Genomic DNA, 26,136 nt, shown 5'->3' with positions numbered 1-26,136 from the left:
GCGTCCTCATAGGGGACTCCCACGACGAAACGGGTGCCGGAGAGAGCTACTGAAAACCCAGCACGTCCCCCGGCCAAAGTTCCGGGATCGCTCAAGGTGAATGCGGGGGCCGTTGGCGGCGTTCCGCCAAAGTCGTACACATAACCGCCGCCTGCCAGACTGGCCACAGAGCTTTCCCCGGGAGCACCCGCGAGCACCCATGTGCCTGACGATGCCACCGCAAAGCCGAAGTTTTCTCCTGATGCCGGACCGGGATTGTCGAGCGTAACCACCGGTACATCAGGCGTCCCGCTGCCCATGTCATAGACATAGACGCTTCCAGCATTCGCGGCACCCGTGTCACCCAGGTGCTTGCCCACCACCACGCGTGATCCCGACACCGCCACGGCATAACCGAATTGATCTCCGTTGGCTGGAACTGGATTGTTCAAGGTGACCATCGGCAGATCGGGAGTGGCGCCGCTCAGATCAAACACATAGACGCTGCCCGCGTCGGTGGCCCCGGTATCGACTCCGGCAGCCCCCACCGCGACCTGTGTCCCGTCGATGCCCACCGACCAGCCAAACGCATCCCCGGATACCGCAGTGGACCTGTGCAGAACGGCGGCAGCTGGTGGTCCATTGAAGAAACTACCGCTGATGTTGAAAACCGAGGCTGTCCCCTCCTGCCCGTAGCTTTTGTCGAGATAGTCTCCCACCACGACACGATAGCCTGAGATCGCCACGGCAGAGCCGAACATGTTCCCACCGGCGGTCACAGTATTTGATTTGAGGAGCCCGATCCAGTGATCCTGTGCCGTGCTCTCAAGATCGTAAACCAGCACCACTCCTAAGTCTCCAGGGGTTCCCGGCAGACCGATGCAGATGCGCGTTCCGGACATAGCGACCACCCTGCCAAAGTCACTGTAGGAGGTGTTGTTTGAGAGGGTGAAAACGGGCAGGGTTGGCGTGGCCGACGCGAGATCATAGACATACACCCTGCCCAAAACAGGACCTCCAGCCGCGTTTCCAGGCGCACCGATGCAGATACGCGTTCCAGACACGGCCACGCCTTTGCCGAAATTGCCGATGTTCTGGGGATCCGGATTGACCAGCACATGGAGCAGTTCGCCGGTCGTCGCATCAAACACCTTGGCCACACCGCAGGCGTTAAAGCCACCGGTATTGTCGTATGGCGCGCCCATCACGATGAGGTTCCCATCCATGGCCACACTGTAACCGAGTTGGGCACTTGTTTGCACGACTGTCGAAGGCGGCCCGAACACCGAATGCAAAAGGGTGTTGGGGATCTGTGCCGTCACAGGCAGCACTAGAGTCATCAGTCCGGCGAGGATCAGGCGAAGAAGAGTATGGCTCGATAAAGGCACTGCGTAGGTCCGTTGTTCAATCAGATTGCCCACATGGCGTCAACGCTCTTTTGTTTGAGGGTGCGTTTTGTTACGTAGGGCGGAACAACGCGCCAAACCGGGTCATCAGCTACTTTCAATTCATATCCAGCAGGCGCGCCCAGCGCTCCGACTGGTGGGAGCAGGAGGGCTCTTTCCAGCAAGCATCGTCACAGCCGGCGCGTACTGATTCGCATGTCCGATCTCTCCGCGCTTTCACGTCGTGAACTGCTGACCCGCATGGGCGGTGGGTTGGGTGCGTTGGGGCTGGCGTCGGCGGTGCAGGCGGGGCCGAGGTCTCATTTCCTGCCGAAGGCGAAGCGGGTGATTCATCTGTTCATGAACGGCGGGCCATTCGGGCCGGATTTTTTCGATCCGAAGCCGGGACTGACGAAGTATGCGGGCCAGAAGCCTGAGGGCGCGGATCTGCGCACGGAGCGGCCCACCGGCGGGCTGCTGGCCTCGCCGTATGCGTATTCCAAGCACGGGCAGAGCGGGCTGGAGATCAGCGAGCTGCTGCCGAACCTCGCGCGGCATGCGGATGACCTGTGCGTGCTGCGTTCCTGCTACACCGACAATCCGAATCACGGTCCGGCGCTGCTGCTGATGAACAACGGCACGATGACGGAGCGCGTGCCGAGCATGGGATCGTGGCTGAGCTACGGATTGGGCAATGAGAACGCGAACCTGCCATCGTTCGTCGTGCTGTGCCCGGGCAAGCCGGTGCGGTTTTCGATTTTGTGGAGCAGTGCATTTCTGCCGGCGCAGCATCAGGGCGTGTACATCAATCACTCGAATCTGGATCCTAAGCAGATGATCCCTTGGCTGACGAACGGCCGGCTGAGCACTGCGGATCAGCGCAAGCAGCTCAATCTGATGCAGGCACTGAATGCAGAGCATCTCGCCGCACGCGGCGGTGCGGATGTGGCATTGAACGGACGCATCCAGGCGATGGAGACAGCCTTCCGCATGCAGAGCGCGGCCACGGATGCCTTTGATGTGAACCTGGAGCCGGCGAAGGTGCGCGAGATGTATGGCACGAGCCATTTCTCCAACGGCTGCCTGATGGCGCGACGGTTGGTGGAGCGCGGCGTGCGCTTCGTGCAGTTGTACTATGGCAACGGTCAGCCATGGGACTCACACTCGAACCACGACACGACGACGCGGAAGCTGGCGGCGGACATCGACCGTCCGATCGCGGCGCTGATCGGTGACTTGAAACAACGTGGCATGCTCGACGACACGCTGATCGTGTGGGGCGGTGAATTCGGCCGCACGCCGGTGAGCGAGAACGGCAACGGTCGCGATCACAATCCACACGGCTTCTGCATGTTCTTCGCCGGTGGTGGTGCAAACGGCGGCACGGCCTACGGCGAGAGCGATGAGTTCGGCTTCAAGGCGGCGGTGGACAAGATGCACGTGCACGACATCCATGCGACGATCTTGCATCTACTCGGCGTGGACCACGAGCGGCTGACGTATCGCTATGCCGGACGCGATTATCGTCTTACCGATGTGCACGGACGCGTGCCACAGGCGATTGTTGGCTGAGAGAACTCAGGCGCGTGTTTTGTCCGTGCGGAAGCGGCTCCAGAACGATTTCTTGTTCGGAACGGCGCGGCGGATTTCCACCGTTGGAGGCTTCTTCTTCGACACGGTGGCAGGAGGTGTACTCTTGGCCTTGCTCGGCTCCTGCTGCACTGGTGGTGCAGGAGCAGGTGGTGCATCAGTGGCGGGGCCGTAGAGTTCGCGGGTCTTCTGGTGCAGCATTTCGGCTTCGGCGGCACGCTGCATGGCATCACGGATGTTGTTGGGAACATCGCTCTCCGAGAGAGGCGGCAGAAGCGGGTTCGGACCCTGAGCCCAGGTGCCGAGTGCAGGCAGAAGGGAGTTTGTCTCGGTCTGGTTCTTCACCTTGTGCAGGCCGATCACGCGGAGGGAACTGCCGAAGAGGTAGAAAATGGTGCTCTCGTCGAGACCTTCCACCATGCTGCCACCGCGCTGGAGGATGGGGGTTCCACGCAGAATGATTTCATCATCGGTGATGAATGCCTCCTGGCAGAGCGCCTTGGCAGGCTCATTGAAATTCATCTCGATAAACACCTTGCCGCGCGCACGCGCCTTGAGCGGCTTGCCGTCCGCCGAATACTTGAAGACTTGAATGGAGTCGGCGGCGATTTTGAGATAGGGCGGAAACTCAAGCTGCTGGGGAGAGATGCTCTTGGCCTCCACGAAGCTCATGCTCAGGAGAAAGCTTAGATCCGTGGGAGACTTCACCAGAGTCACGTCATTCTGCCCGGCCTGGGGCTTGTCGGTGGTGGTGGAGGCTGTGTTCAGGCCGGAGCAACCGGCGAACAGGAGGGCAATCGCAAGCAAAGCGACAGCGCGGCCCGTTTGAGACTGTGGTTGATTGGTCATCAGCGGGTCTTAGATACACCCAAAGGCGATTTTGCTCATCTTGAATTTATTATAATGGGCTGCCGGTGAGCTTTTTGGTGGTGCTGCGACGCTCATAAGTGGCAAAAGCGAGGGCATGGGGATGGGTGAGGTCGGCAGGAAAGTCCTGGCGGGACACCCTCTCCCACTCGGCAGGCTCAAAGGTCGGGAAGGGGACGCCCTTATACAGATTGGAAGCCACATGGGTCAGAACCAGCCGGTCGGCCGAGGGAATGGCGGCGGCATAGGCTCCGCTGCCGCCACACACAAACAGCTCCTGGGCTCCGCCTTCCGCTGCAATTCGCAGAGCTTCGGGGACGCTCGAAACGGCCTGGCCCACGGCTGGCTTAAATGAATTGTCCCGCGTCAGCACCAGCGGGTGATGGTCCTGAAACCAACCGACCATCTCCTCATAGGTGGTGCGTCCGATGAGCAGCCACTGGCCACGGGTGATGTGGCGGAAGTGCTCCTGATCGCATGGCAGGTGCCAGGGCACGCCTTTGCCGGTAGAGATGAAGCCATCCGCAGACACGGCGGCGATCAGCGTGAGCAACGGTCGCGAACTCACTCAGTAAATCGCGGATTCACCCTCGCGCAGCAGGCGGACGCGATGCTCGATCTGGCGCTGAATGGCGGCCCTCACGAGGCGTTCGGCCGGTTCATGAAGAGGTTCGCCGCCGAGCGGGAAGGTGTCGTGATGCATGGGCACCATGGAACGCGCGCCCATCATTTCAAAAGCGTCCAGCGCCTCCTCGGGATTCATGTGGACTTGGCGCCCGCTGGGGGCTTCGTAGGCGCCGATAGGCATGAGGGCGAGATCGATGCTGGCGCGTTTGCCGATTTCCTGAAAGCCGTCGAACATGGCGCTGTCGCCGCAGTGAAAGAGGCAGCGTTCCGGCGATTTGATCAAGAAGCCGCCAAACTGCCGGTGGGTGTCATGGATCATCCGCGCACCCCAATGGCGTGCGGGGGTGAGGGTGATGCGCAGATCTTGAAACGTGGCGCTCTGCCAGGTTTTGAGTTCCACGATGTGACCGAAGCCGCAGTTCTTTACCACTTTGCCAACGCCTTCCGGAACGATGATCGGCTGCGCGGCGGCGAGCTTGCGCAGACTCGGGAGATGCAGGTGGTCGTAGTGAGCGTGGGTTACCAGAACGAGGTCGATCGGGGGCAGGTCATGTGCCCAGACGCTGGGGTGGCGCACGCGCTTCACCGGGCCGTGCCAGAGCGCCCAGTTCGGATCGATGGCGATGTTGACACCACCGATCTGGGCAAAGAAGCCCGCATGTCCGAGCCATGTGACGGCGATCTCACTGGACGCAGCGACCGGAAGGTGGCCGAAGTTCTGGCCGGGCTGCCGGGGGGAGAGGAGCGTGGGAATGAGCACCTCGTTGAGGAACTGCATGTTGCGCTTGCGCCAGCCTTCCGTGGGCAGCAGGCCGATGCGATTTCCTTCGGTCTGAGCTCTCTTGAGCAGGCCGCGCTTCTTTGGCGGGCTGGTGAATCCAGCCCCGCCGGATGAGGAAGCGGGATCGAAGAGCATGATTGGCTGCTTAACTCTGGCGAAGTGTAAGGACCGATGCGTTCAAACTCAAGGCTTAAGTGCGTGGGGTTGGTAAAACACAGTTTCGGCCGGGGAAGGGGTCAGCTCCGCCTGACCGTGCCAACGGCCGTCACCCATTTGCCTCTCGTGACGACCTTCGTGACGACGAATCCAGCACGCTTCCCGGCCGCGAGGCAGTCCTTGGCCTGGGTGTTGAGAATGCCGGAGAGCATCAGGATGCCCCCGGGAGCGACGGAACGAAGAATCTGCGGGAAGGCGGCCTCCAGCACATCATGGAAGATGTTTGCGGCCACGATGTCCCAAGTCTGCTTCGGCTCCCATCGGAGCACGTCGATCTGCGAAAAACGCACCTTGGGCGTGTCATTGCGCGTGGCATTCTCTTTGGAGATTTTCACGGCGGCAGGGTCGTAGTCACAGCCCCAGACACGGCTGGCTCCGAGTTTCGAGGCGGCGATGGCCAAGATGCCGCTGCCGCAGCCGAGATCGGCCATGCTCCATTCTTTACCGGCGGACTGCAGCGGTTTCGCCGCATCCACGAGCAACCGAAGCACGGTGGCTGTGGTGGCATGATGCCCAGTGCCGAAGGCCATGTCGGCCGGCACGGCGATGATTTCGCGGTTGGGAAAGGACTCGCGGGCTTTCTTAACCTCCGCCGGTGTCTTGGCTGCGCAGATGACAAATGTTTCGCGCACTTTGACTGGTGGCGGAGTCTGCGAGGCGTGCGCTGCCCAGTTCTGCGGCTTCAAGCGGGCCACGCTGCCGCCGAACTGCTTTTGAATGGCGTTCGCCTGTTTCTGCGACCCGCAATAGACTTCGACGCGGATCGTCTTACGGTTGGGGTAGCTGGTGATGACAGGCGTGGCGTTTTCGATTCCCGCGAAGCATTCCTCCCAGTCATCAGCCGAACGTGCAGAGGAAAGTTTGGACCAGACAAACATGAGGCACTCGTGAGGAAGAAATCTCTCTGTGAGAGATGGAGCGGGTGACGCGATTCGAACGCGCGACATCTTCCTTGGCAAGGAAGTGCTCTACCACTGAGCTACACCCGCAAAAACTTGAGGGCGGGATAGTGGCGCAGACCTTTAATCGCGCAAGCGCAAAGTTGCGTCTGTTGAGAATGATTTCATTCAGGGCATGATGCCCGTGTGAATCTTCCCGCGAACATCTGGATCAACGGCCGCATCGCCAGCACGGCTGAGGCGCGCATCTCCCCATTCGATCATGGTTTCATCGTGGGGGATGGTGTGTTTGAAACGCTGGTGGCCCGCAGGGGCAATCCCTTCACTCCCACACGCCATTGGAAGCGGCTCTGTGCTTCATGCGAGGCGATGAGCATCCCAGCACCAGCCTTCGAAACCTGTCTGCAGGCGATGCGTGAAATCATGCGTGCCAACAACCTCGATGACGCGCGGGTCCGCATCACAATCACCAGCGGAGACGGACCACTCGGATCTGACCGCGGTGATTCAGCTCCCACGATGACCGTCGTCGCGACGTCGCTCAAGCCGTGGCCGCCCACGGAGAGCGTCGTGGTCGTGCCCTGGGTGCGCAACGAGCGTGGGGCGCTCGCGGGCATCAAATCCATTTCGTATGCGGAAAACGTTCGCGCCTTGGCCCGCGCGCATGCATCGGGCGCCGGAGAGGCGTTGCTGGCCAACACCAGAGGAGAGTTGTGCGAAGGCACGGGCTCCAATGTGTTCGTGGTTGTGAATGGTCGTGTGCAAACGCCACCGCTCAGCTCCGGCTGTCTCGCTGGAGTCACGCGTGCGCTTGCGTTGGAGGCATGTGCGGCTGCTGGTGTTACCGTGGAGGAAACAGAGCTGCCCGTCAGTGTCCTGACCTCCTGCGACGAGGCGTTTCTCACCTCGAGCACACGAGACGTGCATCCGCTGGCGAGAATCGATCAACGCGAAATGCCGGGCGTTTCCGGTGTCATGACGCAACGCGTCATGAAGGCGTTTCAAGACTTCGTGGCAGGCAGGGATGATCCGTAAACCTCGTCGAGTTTGCGCAGCAGCTCTTCGAGTTTGGAGTAATAGACGTCTTCACCGAGCTTGGCCCGTTGATCCTTCAACGTTTTCAAATCGCGTTCCAAGGCGTCGCGTTTCGCGCGTTGCGCATCCGTAAGTTGTTGTTCCTCTTTGCTCAGCACCAGCACCATCTGTGCGGCGCGTTCACCATCAATGGATGTTCCCGCCGCGACGGGGACATCCAGTCCAAAGATTTCGCTGCGCGTGCCGATGCCGTCGCCGTTGTCGTCGATGAGCGCATGTTCCGTGGCCAGTCTGCCTTCATTCTCGTAAAACGCTGCCACGGCCTTGCTGGCATGGCGGAAGGCTTCGAGCAGAGAGACCTGTTTGTCCTGATCCAGATCCGCATCCGCCAGTCCGCCGATCGCCTCGGCAAAGTGCTCGCCGAAACGTGCATAGAACACCTCGTCCGGGCTTTTGGTCGAAGTGATGACGACACGGTTTTTGCCCGAGAGCGATTTTAAAAAGCCTCCGCTGGCCGAAGCGGTGTGAATGACCGCCACTTCCTGTTTCAGCGGCTTGAGCCAGCCGGAGAGCTGCTTTGCGTCAAAGTCCGGTCCTTCGGCGCTGAACATGGCCTCGCGCCCGTCGAAGGTGCCATGGCCGATGAGCACGAGCCACAGAGAGCGCTCTGGGTTCGCCCGGGCGATACGATGTTCGAGCTCGGCGGTTGTTTTCTCACCGCGCAAAACTTCCGGAGCGATTCCCGCCTTCGAGCAGGCTGAAGTCCAGGCATCCACCTGCGCTGAGAATTTCTTCTCATATTCTTCGGCGCCGTCCGCTCCTCTTACGATCACAACATCCAATGCGCGCGGTGCCGCATGAAGGGTGAGTGTCAGCAGAAAGAAAATCAGTGATCTCATGCCATGCCTCCCGTGCGTCTGAAAAACCACTCGGCGCCGAGCAGCAGCAGCAGCGCCAGAAACACCCACGGAGAATGCCAGAGCGGCGTCGAAAGCGTGACTTCGACCGGCACGCGGATGTTCTTGAGCATCTCCGGCAGTCGGGCGACGTCGTCGAGTGTGATCATTTCACCGCCAGTTTCGACGGCGATGCGTTTCATGAAGGCTTTGTCGGGCTCCAAACGGCTGAATTCGTCGGCTTGCGGGCCGTAGGTCCAGCCTGTGGCCTTGGTGCCGAGGGGCGTGCGCTTTTCGGTGTCTTCGACGCTTGCGACAGCGCGGTAGTTGCCGGAGTTCGCTGAGAAGAACTCAGTTTCAAACAGTCCGGCCTCCTTCAGGCTGGGTTCGGCGAAGAGCTGGGATTTTTTGCCATCAGGCTGCGTGACTTCGACTTTTACCAGAGCATCGCCATGCGCCTTGAAGGCTCGGTCTCGCACACGCACGGACAGCTTCACGCGTTCGCGGTCGGCGGGATCCGTTTCAGCGTTGAACGTGATGCTGTCGGCCACATCGACAACGAGCCAGCGCATGAGCTGCCGCCAGGCGCGCTCCATGTCCTTGCGTGACTCCGCATCGTTCATGCCCCAGCGCCAGAGATCGGCCACCAGGACGCTGCCCACGCGGCCTTCGCCGAATCGTTGGGAGACGATCGCCGGCACGGCGGTTTGCGAAGCATCCGACACCGTCGCCAGGATGCTGGCGCCGGGTTTGATCGAGAAGGTCTGATTGATCGAAAAGAATGCAGGCATCGAACTCAGGCGCTTCTCGTCGTCCTCGCGGTCGGTGCGCAGCCGCATCCATGACTCGAGCCAGCCTTCGCGGGTCAAATTGAAGCGTGCATCCAGCATCGGTCCCGTCGTGGTTGTGCGGTCAAGGTACACAGGCAGCATGCGCCCGATCGGAGTGTGATCATAGCCGCCGGCCTGATAGCATTCCTGTCCCCCCAGCATGAGCAGTGCACCGCCGCGCTCGCTGACAAAACGCTCGACGAGATTCATCTGCTCCTGCGTGAAGAACGCGGCTTCGAGATCGTCGATGATGATCGCACGATACTCGCTGAACAGGTCCTCGGCGGATTTGGGGAAGCCGTCGCTGAGCTCCTTGCCGTCACGCGTTCCCAGTCGGATCAAAACGGGCTGGTCGTAACGCTGCGCTTCCTCGCCCTCTTTGGCCCCAAAGCCGCGAAACAGCGGGTTCACGCTTTCCCCGGCTCGTCCGCGCCATTCAAACTTGGGTTCGCGTTTGGCGATGCGCACGAGGCTCGGCATCTGAATGTCATCATCTGCCGCGATTGCCCGGCGGAGGAATTTGTACTCCCAGTTCGGCCGGCCCGCGACGTAGAGCACGCGATAGGGGCCCGAACCACGGTCGGCCTCCATGAGACGCGTGTTGTTCGCCAGAGTGGCTTCTTTGACGCCCTCGGCCTTGAGTTCGAGTTTGTGAAATGACACGCCCGGCTTTGCCACCGGGATTCGCAGGCGCACGGTCTGTGGCGAGTCGCCGTTGAAGGTGACCTTTTCAGTCACGACCGCCTTGCCCTGTTCATCCAGCGCGGAGAGCGTGGCCTGCTTGCCGTTCAGTCCGTGCGCGGCAACTCTTGAGGTGATGGTGATCGGTGCGTCTTCAAACGGGCTCGTGGCCACCGTGGCATCCAGCAGTGCGAGGTCGGGTGTGGGTGTGTTTTTGCCGGCCAGCACAGTGAAAACGGGCGCGCCCTTCGCCTCCGCCTTCCACACCGGGGCGTCGGTGGCGTTGCCGTCACTGATCAGCACCACGGCCGCGAGATTGGATCCGCCACTGCGCAGGGTCATGAGCGTGCGGCAAAGGTCAGACCTTGAGCCGTCGAAGTTCAGCGCGCGGAAATGCGGAACACTCGTTGTTTGTGAGTCGGCAGTCATTAAGCGCAGTCGGAAATCTTCGCTCAGGCCTTTGATCCACGCCGCGTCTTCATCACTCGATTTCACGGCGGACGTCACTTGCGCGGCACGAGTCGGCTCGCCGGCTTTCTCCGCCGTGTCGAGGGAGGCACTTGTGTCCACCAGCACGATGACTTCGTTCTCTCCCTTTTTCGGCTGCTGCCGCGTCCACAGCGGGTCGAGCAGACACAGCGCCAGCAAGGCGAGTGCGCCTAGCTTGCATGTGATGGCCGCGAGCTTGCGCCAGCCACGCAGCGGCGAGCGCCGATATCCCACCCATAGGAGCGCGAGGACAAATACGACCACCAAGGCGGCGAGCCAGGTGATGTCTGTGTTTTGCCAGAGGATGCGGGGCATGAGCTGCCAGTAAACGTTGTTGTGCGGCGAAAAGCTACATCACAACCAACCGCAATTCTTTTCGTTGCCAAAATTGAATCCGGAAGCGCTTGTCGGAACGTGCATTCTCGATTCTATCAGCACGTTTCCAACGCCCGCCGCCATGCCCCTTATCGATCCTTATGCGTTTCAGCTCGCCGGTTTCAGCGAGGGTGATGTCGATGAGATTCTCGCCGACCTCGACTATCTGCACCGCAACTCGCGCTGGACTCACCGGCGCGACCAGATCGAGCGGATGATCGTCGAATCTCCGGTGATTCTGCTCGATTTTCTGCGCAGCGTGCAGCCGGATGTCGTGCGCAATGCCATGATCCCGCGGCGGGTGAAGGACGTGGTGCTTCGGTGACCCCGGCTGTTTGAGTCCTTGCGCGAAGCCTGACATCCGCCACATTCGGCCTCCCCCTGACCCGGCCATTGTGCGCCGCGTGTCGTATTTCATTCTCCCATGTTCAACTGGATCATCAAAAAAATCATCGGCACCAAGAACCAGCGCACGGTGCGCAAGCTCATGCCCGTGGCGGCCGAGATCAACCGCATCGAAGCCCAGCTTCAAAATGAACCGGAGGAGGCGCTGCGTGAGCGCACCCAGAAATGGCAGTCACAATTCCGCGCCTTTCACACGCCACCTTTCCTTGGCGGTGTCGGCCTGCGCATTGCGGATGAAGCCGCCGTGGATGCCTGCCTGGAGTCGGTGGAGAAATACTTCGCCGCATTGAAGTCGTATTTCCCGGCCTTGGAGAATGATTACCTGGCGTCTGCGGCCTGGCGTGGCGCGGGGTTGGATGACAAAAAAGCGCGTATCGATCGCGCCCGCGAAGCCTGGAATGAAATCCAGCCGGATTTCGCCGCCATCGAGCAGAAGATGCTCAACGACATCCTGCCGGAAGCCTACGCCGTGGTCAAAAACGCCGCCCGCCGCATGTGCGGTCGAGAGATCATCGTCTGTGACCAGCCGCTGGGTTGGAACATGGTTCACTTCGACGTGCAGCTTGTTGGCGGCATCGCCCTGCATCGCGGCATGATTGCGGAAATGGCCACGGGGGAAGGGAAGACGCTCGTCGGAACCCTGCCTGTTTACCTGAACGCCCTAACGGGTCGCGGTGTGCACGTCATCACGGTGAACGACTACCTCGCCCGTCGTGACAGCGAGTGGATGGGCAGCTTGTACAAGTTCCTCGGCCTCACGGTCGGCTGCATTCAAAACGACCAGCCGAGCCACATCCGCCGGGAGCAGTATCAGACGGACATCACCTACGGCACGAACAGCGAGTTCGGCTTCGACTACCTGCGCGACAACGGCATGGCCTCCAGCAAGGAGCAGCAGGTGCAGCGCGGTCATTATTTCGCCATCGTGGACGAAGTGGACTCCGTCCTCATCGATGAAGCGCGCACACCGCTCATCATCAGCGGCCCCGTCATGGCTGCGGAAAGCAATCATCAATACGAACGCTACAAGCCGCTGGTGGAGCAGCTCGTGCGCCGTCAGAACACGCTGTGCAACCGTCTGATCACCGACGCCAAGGAGGCCGCCGCTGCCGGTCACTTGGAGCAGGCGGGCTTGAAGCTGTTCCAAGTTCACATGGGGCAGCCGAAGAACCGCGCCCTCATGCGCTGCATGGAAGATCCGGATTTGCGGCGCGCGATGGAGAAAGCGGAGCTTTCGCTCTACGCCGACACGCAGAAGGTCGAGTTCTTCAAGCTCAAGGAAGAGCTCTATTACTTCATCGAGGAGAAATCCCACGACGCCGATCTCACCGAGATGGGCCGCAATTTCCTCAGTCCGGACGAGCCGGACGCCTTCGTGTTGCCGGACATCGCGACCGTCTACTCCGAGATCGACGGTGACACATCGCTCTCCGAAGACGCCCGTCAGCGCAAGAAGAGCGAGATGCAGGACCGCCTCTCGCATCAGGGGCAGCGCATTCATCAGATCAGCCAGCTCCTGCGCGCTTTCTGCCTTTACGAGAAGGACGTGGAGTACGTCGTTGAAGAGAACAAGGTCGTCATCGTGGATGCGCAGACGGGCCGCAAGATGGCCGGACGCCGCTGGAGCGACGGTTTGCATCAGGCCGTCGAAGCGAAGGAAGGTGTGCAGATCGACGCCGAGACGCAGACGCTCGCCACGATCACGATTCAGAACTACTTCCGCCTGTATCAAAAGCTCGGCGGCATGACCGGCACCGCGGAAACCGACGCGGCCGAGTTTCATGACATCTACAATCTCGATGTGCTCACCATCCCGACGAACCGTCCGGTGAAGCGCAAGGATCACAACGACAGCATTTACAAAACCCGCCGCGAGAAGTTCACTGCCGTGATCGACCTGATCCGTGAACTCAATGCCAAGGGCCAGCCCGTGCTCGTCGGCACTGCCAGCGTCGAGGCTTCGGAAATGGTCTCACGCATGCTCAAGCTGCAAAAGATCACGCACAACGTGCTCAACGCGAAGTACCATCGCCAGGAGGCCGAGATTGTCGCCCGCGCCGGTCATCGCGCCGCCGTGACCATCTCCACCAACATGGCCGGTCGTGGCACCGACATTAAACTCGGCGAAGGTGTCGCCGAACTCGGCGGCCTCTTCGTGCTCGCCACCGAGCGTCATGAATCCCGCCGCGTGGATCGCCAGTTGCGCGGTCGTTCCGCCCGTCAGGGCGATCCGGGGGAGAGCAAATTCTTCCTCAGCTTCGAAGACGACCTCATGCGCAACTTCGGCGCCGCCGAGCGCATGACGAAGATGATGGAGCGCTTCGGCATGAAGGAGGGCGAGGAACTCCAGCATCCCTGGCTCAATCGCAGCGTGGAGACCGCGCAGAAGCGCGTGGAACAGCGCAACTACGTCTGGCGCAAGCGTGTGCTCGAATACGACGACGTGATGAACCAGCAGCGCGAGGTCGTCTATGAATGGCGCAACGACGTGCTCAACAGCAACGATACGCGCATCCTCATCAACGAGGCGGTGGAAAAGGGCATCACCGAACGCCTTGGCGCCTTTGTGTCGAAAGACATCAAGGATGATGCCGAGGCCGACTACGACGGTCTGCTGCAATGGGTGAACACGATGTTCCCGATTGGGCTGCGTTCTTTCGATGCCGATTTCAAGGCGCTCGATTTCGACGCCAAGTCCGCTTTCCTGAAAGATAAGATTCTTGGCGCCTACGAAGTGAAGGTCGGCAACGCCAATCCGACCGCGTTGCAGGAGATCGAGAAGATGATCCTGCTCAATGCAATCGACCGCCTGTGGCAGGAGCACTTGTATGCGCTCGATGCCTTGAAGGAAGGCGTCAGCCTGCGCACCTACGGCCAGAAGGATCCGCTCATCGAGTTCAAGCAAGAGGCCTTCACGATCTTTGCGGAACTGATGAACAACATCAACGGCGAGGTCCTGGGCAATCTCTTCCGCAGCACGCAGCAGCTCGCCGCGTTCGAGCAGTTCCTTGCCCAGATGGCGGCCCAGCAGGGTGCAGCCAGCCAGCCGCAGGAGCGTGAGCAGAAAGAGGAAAGCGACACCCCAGCCGATCCCGGTAAAAGCGGCCCACGCCTCATTTTGCCGAGTGCGGTGAACAAGCCGAAACCCGAACTGCCCAAGGTCGGACGAAATGACCCGTGTCCGTGCGGCAGCGGCAAGAAGTTCAAGCAGTGCTGCGGGCGCCTGGCGTGACGGAGACCCCGCTGTCACCGCCAGCGGCTCCCACCCGCATCGTTCTTGACGCTCGTGCAGCGTTTTCGCATGATGCGCCAGCATGACCGCCCACCTCCTCCCTGTCCTTCTCGCTGCGTTGATCGTGTCCGCTCACGCGGTCGATGACTACAAGCTCGGTCCGCTCTCGCAGGAGAATCCCGGCGTGCCGAAGGGCAAGGTCATCGCCATGCCTGCGCATGCATCGACGATCTATCCCGGCACCACGCGCGACTGGTGGATCTATGTCCCGGCGCAATACAAACCCGAACAACCGGCGAACCTCATGGTCTTTCAGGACGGCCATGACTACGTCGGGGTGAAGGGCGCGTGGCGCGTGCCCGTCGTGTTCGACAATCTCATCGCCAGCGGCGACATGCCGCCCATCATCGCCATCTTCATCAATCCCGGCCACAGCGGCGCCACCAAGCCGCCCAGTGCCTGGAAGAACAACAACCGCGGCAAGGAATACAACACCCTCGGCGACGTCTATGCCCGCTTCCTTCTCGAAGAGATCATCCCGCAAGTGCAGAAGGACTACAAGCTGACCGATGATCCCGAAGGCTGGGCCATCGCCGGAGCCAGCAGCGGCGCCATCTGCGCCTTCACCGTCGCCTGGGAACGGCCGGACAAGTTTCGCAAGGTCTTCTCCACCATCGGCAGCTACGTCGACCTCGCCGGCGGCCACGTCTATCCCTCCCTCATCCGCCTCACCGAGCGCAAGCCATTGCGCATCTACCTGCAGGACGGCAGCAGCGACCTCGACAATCCCTTTGGCAACTGGCCCATCGCCAACCAGCAGATGGCCAGAGCGCTGGCCTACCAGAAATACGACTTCACCTTCACGTTTGGCGACGGGGCACACAACAGCAAACACGGTGCCAGCCTGTTTCCCGAGGCAATGAAATGGCTGTGGAGGAGGTAGCCGGGCCGGGAGCAGGAGGCTGTGCCAACTTTCGCTGTGAACAACTTGGTTTTCGACCTTGACACCCCGGTCATTCCCCCTACCATCGCGGCCCCTTCTTCCCCAATCGGAGGATCCTTTCGTACACAGCACTCAATGAAGACGTTTTCAGCTAAAGCCCAGGAGCACACCCCCACATGGTGGGTCATCGACGCCAAGAACCAGATTCTTGGAGACGTCGCCGTCGCCGCCGCCAATCTCCTGCGCGGCAAGACCAAGCCCACCTTCACCCCGCATGTGGACACCGGTGATTTTGTGGTCGTTCTGAACGCGGCCGAAGTCCGTCTCAGCGGCAAGAAGGAACAGCAGAAGATTTACACCTCCAAGGCCGGCTACGTCGGGAACCAGAAGGTGGAAAACGTCGAGCGCGTCCGCGCCCGCCGTCCGGAGCTCCTCGTTGAGCGCGCTGTGAAGGGCATGGTCCCCCACAATCGTCTGGGCCGCGCCGTCATGGGCAAGCTCAAGATCTACGGTGGTGCCGAGCATCCGCATGAGGCGCAGAATCCAAAGCCCTTCTCCGTCGCCTAATCTTTTCCCATCGTCACCTATCGCATGAGCAAGCCTCTCAAAACCGCCACCGGCCGTCGCAAGACCGCCATCGCCCGCGTCTTCATCCTTGAAGGTTCCGGCAGCATCACCGTCAACGGGCGTGACTTCGAAGAATACTTCCCGACGGTTGCACTTCAGAATCAGATTCTGTTCCCGCTGGCCCTTACGAACTCCCGTCAGACCTATGATTTCAAGGTGAACGCCAGTGGTGGTGGTTCCACCGGCCAGGTGGGCGCTGTTCGTCTTGGCATTGCCCGCGCACTGATCAGCGTGAATCCTGAGCTTCGTCCGGTGCTCAAGGAAAACGGTCTCCTGACCCGTGACTCCCGCGCCAAGGAACGTAAGAAGCCCGGCCGTCCAGGCGCCCGTAAGCGCTTCCAGTTCTCCAAGCGTTAATCCGCTCAGTTTTTTCAGCTCGACATGTGTGCAAAGCCCCGCCCTGTGCGGGGTTTTGTTTTTCTTGTCGCTGGCGGAGGAAACACGTTCCAAACTGCCCTATGAGCACCGGTCATCTCCTTGTTCTTGGCGGCAGCATCTTGTGGATGCTCTTGTGCATGCGTTTCTGGTACGCCATCGATCGTGAACACGTCTGGCAGCGCCGGTTCATTGCCATTGGTGCGGGCATAGGAGGGGGGCTGATCTACCTCATCGGGACGATGATGCTCGAGATGCTCAAGGAGACACCACCGCCAAGTTCAGAGGAGGCCGCCGAGATTCGCGTGTCTCCTGGTGTACCTGAGCCGAAGAAGTGACCTGCAATCGGTTCTTATTCAACGTCGCCAAAGCCGGAGGTGACCAGTTCTTCGAGATCGGCCACGGCAGCTTCTGCATCATTGCCTTCGGCGATGATCTTGATCGTCTCGCCGCGTCCCGCCGCCAGCATCATCAGGCCCATGATGCTCTTGCCGTTTACGGGCTCGTCGTCCTTCTCCACCCAAACGTCGCACTGATACTTGCTGGCGCGCTTCACGAACTGCGCCGCAGGGCGTGCATGCATCCCCATTTTGTTGCGGATCGTGAGTTCTTTTTGAATGCTCATGGTGGTCGGGTGGCGCTGCGGTTAACCTAATTGATCATCCGTCATCTTTTTCAACAATCTTTGGTCAAACTCGACCGCGCTGTTGTAGCCGAAAGTGCGCAGTTTGAAATTGATGGCCGCCAGTTCGATCAGACCGGCCACGTCGCGTCCCGGTTCCACTGGCAGCGCCACACGTCCGACCTTCAATCCCATGATGTCACGGGTGTCCGCTTCTACACCGACCCGCTCAAGGTCTTCGGTTTTGGTGCCGCGTACGAGTTCCACAATCAAATCCAGCCGCTTGCTCAGCCGCACTGCGCTGACGCCGAACAGCGCCGCGACATTGAGAATGCCCAGCCCCCGGATTTCGATCATCCCGCGGGTGATGTCCGGGGCTGACCCGATCACTTCGCGATCCTCGATCAGCCGCAGCCGCACGGCATCGTCTGCCACCAGGCTGGCACCGCGCTGGAGCAGGCCGATCACGCTTTCGCTTTTGCCGCAGCCACTGTCGCCTTGAATCAAAACGCCCAAGCCTTGAACATCCACAAGGCAACCGTGAACGAGCAGGGTGGGGGCAAAGGCCCACTCCAGCTTGATGGTGGCTGCGTTGAGGAACTTCATGGTCATCATGCTCGTCTGAAACACCGAGATGCCTGCGCTGTTCGCGATCTCGATCAGCTCTTCACTGATCCGGTGGCTGCGTGCCACCACGATGCAGGGAATGTCCCACGAGCATAGCTGGCTAAAGCGCGCCGCGCGCAGCTTTGGGTCCAGACCTTCGAGGAACGAGTGCTCCGAGTTGCCGATGACCTGGACCCGTTTGTACGCGAAGTAGGTGAAAAAACCCGACAAGGCCAGTCCGGGACGGTTCACAGAGGGTTCACTGATCTTGCGGGCGAATCCCGCATCACTGCCGATCAGCTTCAGCTTGAGCGGCTTTTCATTCAGGCTGAAGAATTCTCCCACGGTCACCGAGGACGGGCGTTTGACTTTGGTCGGAGGAGGCATGGCGGGACATTACGCGAAGCCCCTCAGCGACGGCAACGAAAAACCAACTCGCACTGGAAAACAGTCCCCAACCGGCTAAGTCATCCGCCCCTGACGCCGCAGTCCGCGGCACTGGCTCTTTTTCACCTCTCCCATGCCCCGCAAAAAGGAATCCGCTTTCGACTCCGTGGAGTCTGTTCTCGCAGACATTCGCGATGGTCGCATGGTCATCGTCACCGATGACGAAGATCGCGAAAACGAAGGCGACCTCATCTGCGCCGCCGAGAAGATTACGGCGGAGATGGTGAACTTCATGGTCCGGCAGGGCGGCGGCATGCTTTGCGTTCCGGTCTCGCTCGGGATCGCCGAACGTCTGAACCTGGCGAGCATGGTGCCGGAAAACCGCGAGGCCTTCCGAACCGACTTCACAGTCACCGTCGATGCAGCGAAAGGGATATCGACAGGTATCAGCGCTGCTGATCGCACACGCACCATCCGTCTTCTGGCGGATGAAAAGACCAAGCCGGAGGATCTTGTGCAACCCGGCCATATCAACCCGTTGGTAGCCAAACCCGGCGGTGTCCTGCGCCGCGCTGGTCATACCGAAGCGGCCGTTGATCTCGCCCGTCTCGCCGGACTGCGGGAAGCCGGAGTGCTCATCGAGATCATGAACCCGGATGGCACCATGGCGCGCCTTCCCCACTTGAAGAAATTCGCGAAGAAGCATCATCTCAAGATGTGCAGCATCGCCGACCTGATCGCGCACCGCCGTCTCAGCGAGAGGCTGGTCGAAAAGATCGAGGTCGTGGACATGCCCACCGACTTCGGTACCTTCAAGCTGCACCTCTACAAGAGCAGTCTCGACGGTGTGCATCATGTCGCACTCGCCATGGGCGACATCACACCTGAAGAGCCCGTTTTGGTGCGTGTTCATAGCGAGTGTCTGACGGGCGACGTGTTTTCCTCTCGTCGATGTGATTGCGGCAGCCAGCTCCACGCGGCGATGAGGCACATCGCCTCGGCGGGGAAGGGGGTCATCGTTTACATGCGCGGCCATGAAGGACGGGGCATCGGTCTTCATGGCAAAATCATGGCCTACAAGCTTCAAGAGCAGGGCTTCGACACGGTTGAGGCCAATCTGAAGCTTGGGTTCCCGATGGATCTTCGTGACTACGGCATCGGAGCGCAGATCATCTCCGATCTCGGTGTGCGCAAACTGCTGCTCATGACCAACAATCCGCGGAAGGTTGTCGGACTCGAAGGACACAAACTCGAAATCGTCGAGCAGGTTCCCGTCAAATCTCCGCCCAAGCCCGAGAACGCCCGCTATCTCGAGACGAAGAAGAAAAAGATGGGGCACAAACTCTAGATTCATGTCCAACTACGCTTCCAGTCGTCCACGTCCCACCCAGGAGCCGATCAACATCGCGATCGTTGCATCCTTGTACAACAACCAGTTTGTCCAAGGGCTGCTGAATGCGGCCAAAGAAGAAATTGAGATCATTGCCCCGAATGCCTCGGTTGATGTTTACCGTGTTCCGGGCGCTTTCGAGATACCGGTTTGCGTCGAGCATGTTCTGCGGGGCAGCGCGCCAGACGCCGTGATGACGTTGGGAGTCATCATCCGCGGTTCGACCGAGCACGCAGATCTCGTGGGTGCCTCTGTCACGGATGCGTTGCAGCAAATGGCAGTCAGGCATTGCATTCCCGTGATTCATGAGGTGCTGCTGGTGAACAGCGAAGAGCAGGCGGAGGAGCGCTGTCTAGGCGCCACCATCAATCGCGGCACCGAGGCTGCGCAGACCTGCGTCAAAATGATCAACCTGTTCGGCAAAATGAAGGCCAGCTTTGCCGGCGAACCCATTGACCACGCTTAATCACATGGGACGACGTCGCGAAGGCCGAGAGGCCGCCATCCAATTTTTGTTTGCCCGTGATCTTCAGGGGGAATCCAAACCCGAAGACGCCGAGGTGTTTTGGACGCTGCACAGCGCCAAGACCTCAACACGTGCTTTTGCTGAAAACCTGATTCAAGGGGTTCTCTCCCATCAGGAACAGATCGATTCCGGCATTTCGAAACTGCTCGAGAATTTCAGTTTCGAGCGGCTAGCGGCGGTGGATCGCAATGTTCTGCGAGTTGCCTCCTACGAACTGCTGTATTGCCCCGAGGTTCCCACGCCCGTAATTTTGAACGAAGCGATCGACATCGCCAAGGCTCTCAGCGCCGGCGAGTCCGGTTCGTTTGTTAACGGCGTTCTCGACAAACTTGCCAAGTCGTTGCGCAAGCCTGGGGCATCGGCGCCCGCCCCTCATGTTTCCTAGTTTTCACGATGGCCGGTTTCTTCAAATCCCTCCTTCAACGTTTCACCAAGCCCGACATCGATTGGGATGAATTGGAAGCATCCCTGATTTCGGGTGATCTCGGTCCTCGCCTGGCCCTGCAAATCGTCAATGACCTCAAGTCGCGCCAGCGCACGCTCCACGGTGCGGATATCGTGCAGGTGGCCAGAGAGCACGTGCGCAAGATTCTGCCAGAGACTGTTCCTGCCATTGAACCCATCGCCGGTAAGCCCAAGGTGCTGCTGATTGTCGGAGTGAACGGCACTGGCAAAACGACCAGCACCGCAAAGCTCGCGAACATTCTTCATCAGCGTGGCCACAAGGTTGTCCTCGCGGCCGCGGACACCTTTCGTGCGGCTGCTGTGGAGCAGCTGACTGTGTGGTCCGAGCGTCTGAACATTCCCCTTGTCAAAGGTCCGCCGAATGGCGATCCCGCCTCGGTGTGCTTTGAAGGCTACGAGATGGCGCTCAAAACCCAGGCTGACTTTCTCATCTGCGACACCGCCGGAAGACTGCACACCAAGCACAATCTGATGGAGGAACTGAAGAAGATTCACCGGATTCTCGGGCGCAAGGACGCTGACTCGCCGCATGAAGTGCTTCTGGTCTGCGATGCCACCACCGGTTCCAATGCCCTGCAGCAGGCCCGGGAGTTCAACAAGGCCATCCCTCTCACCGGTGTCATCGTCACCAAGCTCGACGGCAGCGGAAAAGGCGGAGTTCTCGTCGCGATTCAGCAGGAACTCTCCGTGCCCACCCGGTACATCGGACTTGGTGAAAGCGTGGAAGATTTTCAGCCGTTCGACCCGAGGCGGTTTGTTGAAGAGCTTCTGTGAGCTTTTGTCGCCCGTGAGGTTGTGTGATATGTCATAAAATCACCGACGCGAGAAACATCCCAAGAAATCAGTTGGCGTGTTGGTGTCATCCGCTACGTAGTGTACGATCCCATTTTCAATCTCAAATCTGGAGGAAATAAATCGTGAAGTTCAAATGCCCCTCATGTGACATGCAGCTCAAGGCCGAGCCGGAAATGGCAGGCAAAGTCGTCCGCTGCCCCGGCTGCAACACCAAGCTGAGCATTCCGGCCACCCTGACGCCCGCCTCTCTGCCTCCACCATCAGGATTGCCTGCTCCTTCCGGCGTCACGCCGCCCCCCCCCTCGGGTGATGCTTTCGGCACGGAGTATGAGCACGGTGCATCGGCTCCGGAGCAGCAGTCTGCCAGCTCGTCGTATCAGCCCAAGGAACGCGGTGGCTGGGAAGAGACCGATCCGGCGAACCCAAATCCCTGGCTTGCTCTTGCTATCGGTGCCGTGGCGTCACTGGCCTGGTTCGGCATCATGTTCCCCTTTGGTAAAGGCGCTCCAGGCACGCCGCCTCAGAACACGATGGATTATCTCCATGATCTGTTCCTTGAGCGCACCTGGGTGAACTACACCGAGACCTTCTTCTTCTTCTGGGCGATCGGGCTGATCTATCTCAAGATTCAGAAACTGCGCCACCAGAAGGACGCGATGTTTCTCGACGTGCTTCCTGCCGAACTCGGTGGTGAGATCAATCGTGAGAACGTCGGTCATTTCATTGATCATCTCTACAGCCTGCCCGGCCGCCTGCGTGACAGCATGATGGTGAACCGCATCCGCAAGGGACTCGAGCTTTTCGAAATCCGTCAGAACAACGGTGAGGTCAGCAGCATGATGAGCGCCCAGTCGGACATCGATGGTTCCCGCATCGGCGGCAGCTTCTCGCTGATCAAAGTATTCTTGTGGGCGATTCCGATTCTGGGTTTCATCGGTACCGTGTTGGGTCTGTCCACCGCCATCGGCAGCATCGATCTTCAGGTCGACGACATCTCCAAGGTGATGGGATCGCTCGGCAAGGTCACCAGCGGTCTCGGAACCGCGTTCGACACCACGCTTCTCGGTCTCGTGCTGGCCATGTTCCTCAATTTCCCGATGAACGCCGTTTCCAAGGCCGAGGACGACAACCTCAACAACATCGACGCCTTCTGCAATGAAGTGCTCATGCCGCGTCTCAATGACGGCGGCGGTGTGGCCGGGGGCGACACCAATGGCATCATGGACACGCTCGTCAAAGCGGTGGCCACTTCGCAGAAGGAGTTCCTCGTGGATCTCAACGCGCTCTCCAAACAGGTGAAGGAGCAGGCCGACAACCTCGACAGACGTGCGACCGCGCATCAGGAGCGTGTGGACGCCGAATTCGCCGCCGCGCTCAATCGCATGCGCGATGATCTCACCAATGCGGTGAAGGACAGTGTCAAAACCACCACCGATTACACACGTGCGCTCTCGAGCGGCATTCAGAGTCTGAACACGCTGCTTTCCGAACTCGGTGGCAAGCAGATCCTCATCCACCAAGTGAAAAAGAAGGGCTGGTTCAGCCGCGAATAACCGCCGCCCAACCCCTTATACGCACACATCATGGCAAAGCGCCGAGCATCAGGAGAAGGAGAGGTGTCCCTCTTCCCGTTCCTCAGCATTCTGGCCTGCCTCATTGGGGCGCTTGTGCTGATGATCGTCGTGCTTGTCATCTCCCAGATGGGCAAGGCCGAGGGCCGGTCGCCGGAAGAAATCCAGCGCGCCCAGGACTACATCAAGCTCAAGAAGGAGATCGAGGAGCGCAAGGAGCTCGACGTCGTGCTCAAGGAGAAGCTTGCAACTCTGGAAAAGCTGCAAAAAGCAATCGAGGAGAAACAGCAGCAGTTCATCAAGCTGCGCAAACTCCTCAGCACTTCCAAGGACATTCAGGACGCCAACCTGAAAATCAGCCAGCAGATGCAGAAGGAGCTGGATGATCTGCTGCTGGAAATCGAAGGCATGAAAAAGCAGCAGGCCGAGAGCAAGAAGGAGATCGAGGCGCTCATGGCCGAGATCAAAAAACGCCAGGTGCCGCCGGACAAAAAGATTCCACCAGTGATCGTTCAGCCCTCCGGCAGTGGAATGGCCGAGGATTCGAAGGTTTATTTCGTGGAGGCCGCCGGTGGCGGTTTGAAGATTCTTGGGGCCTGGGGAGAGGACTACCGGCTCAGCGCCACAGCCGAGGTCGTGGTGGCCAATGTCCCGTACAACCACTTCCTCAGCGAAATCGCCAAGAACCCGAAGGCGTTGCTCCTGTTCTTGATTCGTGATGACGGGCAGGGGGCCTTCAACAACGGTGCTGGACGTGCCGCCAACGACTATAACATCCGGGTCGGCAAGCTGCCCATTCCGGGGAAAGGCGTGCTTGATCTCGCGATGTTCGACAAATACCGCGGCAAGATACCGCCTCCGCCTCCTCCGGCACCCGCCGATGGCACGAAGGCGCCCGAGCCTCCCAAGTCCAAGTAAAACCCTCCACCCCCTCACGACGATGGCGAAGAAAAAAGCAGGCGGTGACTCCGAACTCAATCTCGACTCCCTCATGGACGCCGTGACCAACGTGGTCGGCGTGCTCATGATCGTTTTCGTCGTCATGGCGCTGAATACCGCGCGCGTCGTGCAGAAGATCCTCTCCGAGTTGCCGCCAGTTACGCCTGAGGAGTACCAGAAGATTGTGGAGCAGGTCAAACAACTGCCTCCGCCGCCCGCGGATCCGAAGAAGCTCGAAGAGGATCAGAAACAGGCCGAGGCCGACATGAAGAAGGCGATCGAACAGCTCAAGACGATCGATACCTCCGAGATGCAGGCCAAGATGAAATTCATGGACCTCGACGTCTTCAAGAAGCAGCTCGAAGAGCGGAGAAAGGAGCGTGATCTCAACAAGGCAGAGACCGACAAGCTGCTGGCCGAGGTGGAACGCCTCAAGGCGCTGCTGGATGAGACGCCGGTGTTCAAGCCACCGCCCCCGACCTATGTCCGCCTGCCGAATCCTCGTCCTTACCCGGAAAAGCCGGTCGAGACCCGTGTTCTCGTGGCGAAGCAGGGAGTGATCACCTTCAATCAGACCAAGTTCCTGGATCCAATCCTCGACGGCATGGAGAAAGTTCGTTCGCAACTTGAGCTTCAGAAGGTCGAATACGCCCCCTTTGCCAAGTTGCTCGAGGCCATTCTCGGTTCTCCTGCCAATGCGCAAAAAGCCTGGCCGGAAATCTCCCCCCTGGCCAAGCACGTGCAGATGGAACACCTGGCGGAAGGCTACAAAGCGCTCGCTGCCGCCGGAATCACGCCAACGAAGCAGTTGCTCGCCGCCCTGGCCGACATTGCTGTGCCGACCCGCCAGACCCTGCCGGTGGTTGCCGAGGCCGTCGCTGCTGCTGCAAAGGGAGATTTGAGCCTTTGGATCAAACTCGATCCTTCTCGCGATCCGGCGAAACCCGTCATCCAGGCCAGCGCCGCTGGTGGCAAGATCACTTTCTCCTGGGGAAGCAACAGCCAGGTCGTGAAGGCCACCCCCAAGGATGTCACCGATTACTTCCGTGACCTCGGCAAAATCAAGAGCATCGAAGACGCCTCCAAAGCGCGAACGATTTACGATCCGGCACGAATCACCTCCCTGATTCAACGCGCAGCCGCCAACCCGTTGCTTGCCGGCTCCTACGCGTTCGAGGCCAGGACCAGCCCGGCTTCCAGTTCCGTACAACTCGCCCTGACGCCCAAAGGCGGCGGCGGCGAAACGCTGGACGCCATGAAACAGCCTAACTCCGCCTACATCCGCCTCATGCGTGATATCAAAGCGGACCCGAATGGCGTCGCGGTTTTCCAGGTGATGCCTGATGCGTTTGAGGCCTATCTCGAGGCGCGCAGGCTGGCTGACGAAGTTGGTGTGCCTGCCACTTGGGAGTTCCTGTCCAAGCTCGATCTCACGCTCAATATTCCAGGCTACGAGGTCCAGCGCCTTGCTCAGAGCGCTGTCCGCAAACCGGGTGCCGGGGCTGCTGTCAGCATCGCACCGCCGAAACGCTCGCTGGATTGATCGGTTCGAGCTGCTTTCGTCCGGGTCACGCCAGATTCAGTGCACCGCCCTCGCACAGCTCTTTTTTGCCGAAGGTCTTCAAGTCGTGGCCCATCGCGTGTGCGACGGACATCCACAGGCGGTTGTGCGCGGCCTTGTCGAACTGCAGGCTACGGCCCATCTTGAAGCCAAAGCCGCCGCCGATCATGACGTAGGGGATGTTGTCGAGCGTGTGGCTGTTGCCCTTGCCGAGTTCGTTCGTCCAAACCAGTAGCGTGTTGTCCAGCATGTTGCCTTCACCGGTGGGTTCCGGCGTCTCCGCCAGACGTTTGGCAAGGTAGGCAAACTCACCGGCGAACCAGGTGTTGATCTTCATGAGCTTCTCGTAGCTGTCCTTCTTGTCGTCCGGATCGTGCGAGAGGCTGTGATGACCTTCCTGAATGCCAAGCCAGCGCATCTGCGCCATGCCCACGCTGCGCATGTATTGCAGCGTGCCGATGCGGGCCATGTCATTGGCGAGCGAGTTGACGAGCAGGTCAATCTGAATACGGCTGATCTGTGGCGTGTTGTCGTTCACCAGTTCGATGCTGGGATCGACGTCCGGCACGGGATGCAGGAGCTTGCCCTGTTTGTCCGCTTCGGCGAGGTCCTGCTCCATGCTGCGCACCAGCGTCATATGCTGGTCCAGCAGTGCTTTATCGCGGGCGCTGAGCTTTGAGGAGACGCGCTTCAAGTCATCGCGCACATCGTCCAGAATGCTCACGAGGCTCTCCTTGTCCTTCATGCGGCCGTAGACCTTCTTCAGAATCTGATGCGGATCATCAATCGGGGCCACGGGCTGGTTTGCGCCGGCATAGGACATGCGCGTCCACGGATCGGCACGTTCCGGCACGGCGACGCCGAACTCCAGCGAGCCAAAGCGCGTTTTGGTCTCGGCGCGGCTTTGCAGGAAGTTCTTCAGCTCCTGGTCGATGGAGATGTTGCTGGCCCATCCGGCGGGATTGCCACCACCACCCATGATGTTGCCCTTCATGAGCTCGTCGCAGGTCAGCAGGCAGCTCATGCCGCGCATGTGACTGTC

At 59.9% G+C, this 26,136-nt stretch carries 24 protein-coding genes, 1 tRNA gene and 1 pseudogene; 15 read left to right on the top strand and 11 right to left on the bottom strand.

Annotated elements, in window-relative coordinates; all coding sequences use genetic code 11:
• A pseudogene (locus KDL09_RS06920) lies at positions 1–1,241 on the bottom strand (hypothetical protein); the annotation flags it as partial.
• A 339-nt stretch (positions 1,242–1,580) separates the two neighbouring features.
• On the opposite strand from KDL09_RS06920, the gene KDL09_RS06915 reads away from it, so the two are divergent.
• A complete protein-coding gene (locus KDL09_RS06915; RefSeq protein WP_294383066.1) occupies positions 1,581–2,936 on the top strand; it encodes a DUF1501 domain-containing protein in 1,356 nt (451 codons plus the stop codon).
• 6 nt (positions 2,937–2,942) lie between these two features.
• On the opposite strand, the gene KDL09_RS06910 is transcribed toward KDL09_RS06915, so the two are convergent.
• The 5 genes from KDL09_RS06910 to KDL09_RS06890 form a co-directional block, all read right to left on the bottom strand.
• Entirely contained in the window at positions 2,943–3,803 is an 861-nt protein-coding gene (locus KDL09_RS06910; RefSeq protein WP_294383064.1) for a hypothetical protein, read from the bottom strand.
• Positions 3,804–3,852: 49 nt separating this feature from the next.
• The gene (locus tag KDL09_RS06905) at positions 3,853–4,389 is read right to left on the bottom strand and encodes a dihydrofolate reductase (protein ID WP_294383062.1); all 537 of its coding nucleotides are present in this window, start codon (positions 4,387–4,389) and stop codon (positions 3,853–3,855) included.
• Entirely contained in the window at positions 4,390–5,364 is a 975-nt protein-coding gene (locus KDL09_RS06900; RefSeq protein ID WP_294383060.1) for an MBL fold metallo-hydrolase, read from the bottom strand.
• 101 nt (positions 5,365–5,465) lie between these two features.
• On the bottom strand, positions 5,466–6,323 hold the full coding sequence (locus KDL09_RS06895) for a 50S ribosomal protein L11 methyltransferase (protein ID WP_294383059.1): 858 nt from the start codon (positions 6,321–6,323) through the stop codon (positions 5,466–5,468).
• A gap of 36 nt (positions 6,324–6,359) precedes the next feature.
• A tRNA-Gly gene (locus tag KDL09_RS06890) sits at positions 6,360–6,434 on the bottom strand.
• Between the two features lie 96 nt (positions 6,435–6,530).
• On the opposite strand from KDL09_RS06890, the gene KDL09_RS06885 reads away from it, so the two are divergent.
• Positions 6,531–7,379: an aminotransferase class IV gene (locus KDL09_RS06885; RefSeq protein ID WP_294383057.1), complete on the top strand. Its 849-nt coding sequence runs from the start codon at positions 6,531–6,533 to the stop codon at positions 7,377–7,379.
• Here KDL09_RS06885 and KDL09_RS06880 read toward each other — a convergent pair.
• Both KDL09_RS06880 and KDL09_RS06875 read right to left on the bottom strand, forming a co-directional pair.
• Positions 7,346–8,278, bottom strand: coding sequence for a C13 family peptidase (locus tag KDL09_RS06880; RefSeq protein WP_294383055.1), 933 nt, complete (start codon positions 8,276–8,278; stop codon positions 7,346–7,348). The two genes, KDL09_RS06885 and KDL09_RS06880, sit on opposite strands and share 34 nt — an antisense overlap.
• A complete protein-coding gene (locus KDL09_RS06875) occupies positions 8,275–10,590 on the bottom strand; it encodes a hypothetical protein (protein WP_294383054.1) in 2,316 nt (771 codons plus the stop codon). The genes KDL09_RS06880 and KDL09_RS06875 overlap by 4 nt, the downstream gene beginning before the upstream one ends.
• A gap of 142 nt (positions 10,591–10,732) precedes the next feature.
• Between KDL09_RS06875 and KDL09_RS06870 the strand changes: the two genes are divergently transcribed.
• The 6 genes from KDL09_RS06870 to KDL09_RS06845 all read left to right on the top strand — a co-directional run bounded on the left by KDL09_RS06870 (position 10,733) and on the right by KDL09_RS06845 (position 16,570).
• Positions 10,733–10,975, top strand: a complete 243-nt coding sequence (locus tag KDL09_RS06870) for a hypothetical protein (protein WP_294383052.1) — start codon at positions 10,733–10,735, stop codon at positions 10,973–10,975.
• 99 nt (positions 10,976–11,074) lie between these two features.
• Positions 11,075–14,287 carry a preprotein translocase subunit SecA gene (gene secA / locus KDL09_RS06865; protein ID WP_294383050.1) on the top strand — a complete coding sequence of 1,071 codons (3,213 nt, stop codon included), beginning with the start codon at positions 11,075–11,077 and terminating at the stop codon, positions 14,285–14,287.
• Between the two features lie 82 nt (positions 14,288–14,369).
• A complete protein-coding gene (locus KDL09_RS06860) occupies positions 14,370–15,230 on the top strand; it encodes an alpha/beta hydrolase-fold protein (protein WP_294383048.1) in 861 nt (286 codons plus the stop codon).
• 135 nt (positions 15,231–15,365) lie between these two features.
• The gene (gene rplM / locus KDL09_RS06855; RefSeq protein ID WP_294383046.1) at positions 15,366–15,797 is read left to right on the top strand and encodes a 50S ribosomal protein L13; all 432 of its coding nucleotides are present in this window, start codon (positions 15,366–15,368) and stop codon (positions 15,795–15,797) included.
• Positions 15,798–15,821: 24 nt separating this feature from the next.
• Positions 15,822–16,214 carry a 30S ribosomal protein S9 gene (rpsI, locus tag KDL09_RS06850; protein WP_294383044.1) on the top strand — a complete coding sequence of 131 codons (393 nt, stop codon included), beginning with the start codon at positions 15,822–15,824 and terminating at the stop codon, positions 16,212–16,214.
• 101 nt (positions 16,215–16,315) lie between these two features.
• Positions 16,316–16,570 carry a hypothetical protein gene (locus KDL09_RS06845; protein ID WP_294383043.1) on the top strand — a complete coding sequence of 85 codons (255 nt, stop codon included), beginning with the start codon at positions 16,316–16,318 and terminating at the stop codon, positions 16,568–16,570.
• Positions 16,571–16,584: 14 nt separating this feature from the next.
• Here KDL09_RS06845 and KDL09_RS06840 read toward each other — a convergent pair whose 3' ends face one another.
• Together KDL09_RS06840 and hprK are read right to left on the bottom strand one after the other, a co-directional pair.
• Positions 16,585–16,857 carry an HPr family phosphocarrier protein gene (locus tag KDL09_RS06840; protein ID WP_294383041.1) on the bottom strand — a complete coding sequence of 91 codons (273 nt, stop codon included), beginning with the start codon at positions 16,855–16,857 and terminating at the stop codon, positions 16,585–16,587.
• A gap of 21 nt (positions 16,858–16,878) precedes the next feature.
• A complete protein-coding gene (gene hprK, locus KDL09_RS06835; RefSeq protein ID WP_294383039.1) occupies positions 16,879–17,805 on the bottom strand; it encodes an HPr(Ser) kinase/phosphatase in 927 nt (308 codons plus the stop codon).
• 175 nt (positions 17,806–17,980) lie between these two features.
• On the opposite strand from hprK, the gene KDL09_RS06830 reads away from it, so the two are divergent.
• From KDL09_RS06830 to KDL09_RS06800, 7 genes are all read left to right on the top strand, one after another.
• Entirely contained in the window at positions 17,981–19,195 is a 1,215-nt protein-coding gene (locus KDL09_RS06830; protein ID WP_294383037.1) for a bifunctional 3,4-dihydroxy-2-butanone-4-phosphate synthase/GTP cyclohydrolase II, read from the top strand.
• A 4-nt stretch (positions 19,196–19,199) separates the two neighbouring features.
• A complete protein-coding gene (ribH, locus tag KDL09_RS06825) occupies positions 19,200–19,703 on the top strand; it encodes a 6,7-dimethyl-8-ribityllumazine synthase (protein ID WP_294383035.1) in 504 nt (167 codons plus the stop codon).
• Positions 19,704–19,707: 4 nt separating this feature from the next.
• A complete protein-coding gene (gene nusB, locus KDL09_RS06820; RefSeq protein WP_294383033.1) occupies positions 19,708–20,148 on the top strand; it encodes a transcription antitermination factor NusB in 441 nt (146 codons plus the stop codon).
• Positions 20,149–20,156: 8 nt separating this feature from the next.
• A complete protein-coding gene (ftsY, locus tag KDL09_RS06815; protein ID WP_294383030.1) occupies positions 20,157–21,002 on the top strand; it encodes a signal recognition particle-docking protein FtsY in 846 nt (281 codons plus the stop codon).
• A 143-nt stretch (positions 21,003–21,145) separates the two neighbouring features.
• Positions 21,146–22,576 carry a MotA/TolQ/ExbB proton channel family protein gene (locus KDL09_RS06810; RefSeq protein ID WP_294383028.1) on the top strand — a complete coding sequence of 477 codons (1,431 nt, stop codon included), beginning with the start codon at positions 21,146–21,148 and terminating at the stop codon, positions 22,574–22,576.
• 30 nt (positions 22,577–22,606) lie between these two features.
• Positions 22,607–23,512: a hypothetical protein gene (locus KDL09_RS06805; protein ID WP_294383026.1), complete on the top strand. Its 906-nt coding sequence runs from the start codon at positions 22,607–22,609 to the stop codon at positions 23,510–23,512.
• Between the two features lie 22 nt (positions 23,513–23,534).
• On the top strand, positions 23,535–25,076 hold the full coding sequence (locus KDL09_RS06800; protein WP_294383024.1) for a hypothetical protein: 1,542 nt from the start codon (positions 23,535–23,537) through the stop codon (positions 25,074–25,076).
• A gap of 25 nt (positions 25,077–25,101) precedes the next feature.
• Here KDL09_RS06800 and KDL09_RS06795 read toward each other — a convergent pair.
• Positions 25,102–26,136 (bottom strand): DUF1552 domain-containing protein (locus tag KDL09_RS06795; protein WP_294383022.1); only part of this gene is annotated, 1,035 nt, incomplete at its 5' end.

This window comes from Prosthecobacter sp. (assembly GCF_020439865.1).
GTDB lineage: Bacteria > Verrucomicrobiota > Verrucomicrobiia > Verrucomicrobiales > Verrucomicrobiaceae > Prosthecobacter.
This window is presented reverse-complemented; position numbering and strand designations above follow the sequence as displayed.

Coding starts and splice junctions, on each gene's coding strand:
- KDL09_RS06915 (WP_294383066.1), top strand. CDS start 1,581: ATGTCCGATCTCTCCGCGCTTTCACGTCGTGAACTGCTGACCCGCATG.
- KDL09_RS06910 (WP_294383064.1), bottom strand. CDS start 3,803: ATGACCAATCAACCACAGTCTCAAACGGGCCGCGCTGTCGCTTTGCTT.
- KDL09_RS06900 (WP_294383060.1), bottom strand. CDS start 5,364: ATGCTCTTCGATCCCGCTTCCTCATCCGGCGGGGCTGGATTCACCAGC.
- KDL09_RS06895 (WP_294383059.1), bottom strand. CDS start 6,323: ATGTTTGTCTGGTCCAAACTTTCCTCTGCACGTTCGGCTGATGACTGG.
- KDL09_RS06880 (WP_294383055.1), bottom strand. CDS start 8,278: ATGAGATCACTGATTTTCTTTCTGCTGACACTCACCCTTCATGCGGCA.
- KDL09_RS06875 (WP_294383054.1), bottom strand. CDS start 10,590: ATGCCCCGCATCCTCTGGCAAAACACAGACATCACCTGGCTCGCCGCC.
- KDL09_RS06870 (WP_294383052.1), top strand. CDS start 10,733: ATGCCCCTTATCGATCCTTATGCGTTTCAGCTCGCCGGTTTCAGCGAG.
- secA (WP_294383050.1), top strand. CDS start 11,075: ATGTTCAACTGGATCATCAAAAAAATCATCGGCACCAAGAACCAGCGC.
- KDL09_RS06860 (WP_294383048.1), top strand. CDS start 14,370: ATGACCGCCCACCTCCTCCCTGTCCTTCTCGCTGCGTTGATCGTGTCC.
- rplM (WP_294383046.1), top strand. CDS start 15,366: ATGAAGACGTTTTCAGCTAAAGCCCAGGAGCACACCCCCACATGGTGG.
- rpsI (WP_294383044.1), top strand. CDS start 15,822: ATGAGCAAGCCTCTCAAAACCGCCACCGGCCGTCGCAAGACCGCCATC.
- KDL09_RS06845 (WP_294383043.1), top strand. CDS start 16,316: ATGAGCACCGGTCATCTCCTTGTTCTTGGCGGCAGCATCTTGTGGATG.
- KDL09_RS06840 (WP_294383041.1), bottom strand. CDS start 16,857: ATGAGCATTCAAAAAGAACTCACGATCCGCAACAAAATGGGGATGCAT.
- KDL09_RS06830 (WP_294383037.1), top strand. CDS start 17,981: ATGCCCCGCAAAAAGGAATCCGCTTTCGACTCCGTGGAGTCTGTTCTC.
- ribH (WP_294383035.1), top strand. CDS start 19,200: ATGTCCAACTACGCTTCCAGTCGTCCACGTCCCACCCAGGAGCCGATC.
- nusB (WP_294383033.1), top strand. CDS start 19,708: ATGGGACGACGTCGCGAAGGCCGAGAGGCCGCCATCCAATTTTTGTTT.
- ftsY (WP_294383030.1), top strand. CDS start 20,157: ATGGCCGGTTTCTTCAAATCCCTCCTTCAACGTTTCACCAAGCCCGAC.
- KDL09_RS06805 (WP_294383026.1), top strand. CDS start 22,607: ATGGCAAAGCGCCGAGCATCAGGAGAAGGAGAGGTGTCCCTCTTCCCG.
- KDL09_RS06800 (WP_294383024.1), top strand. CDS start 23,535: ATGGCGAAGAAAAAAGCAGGCGGTGACTCCGAACTCAATCTCGACTCC.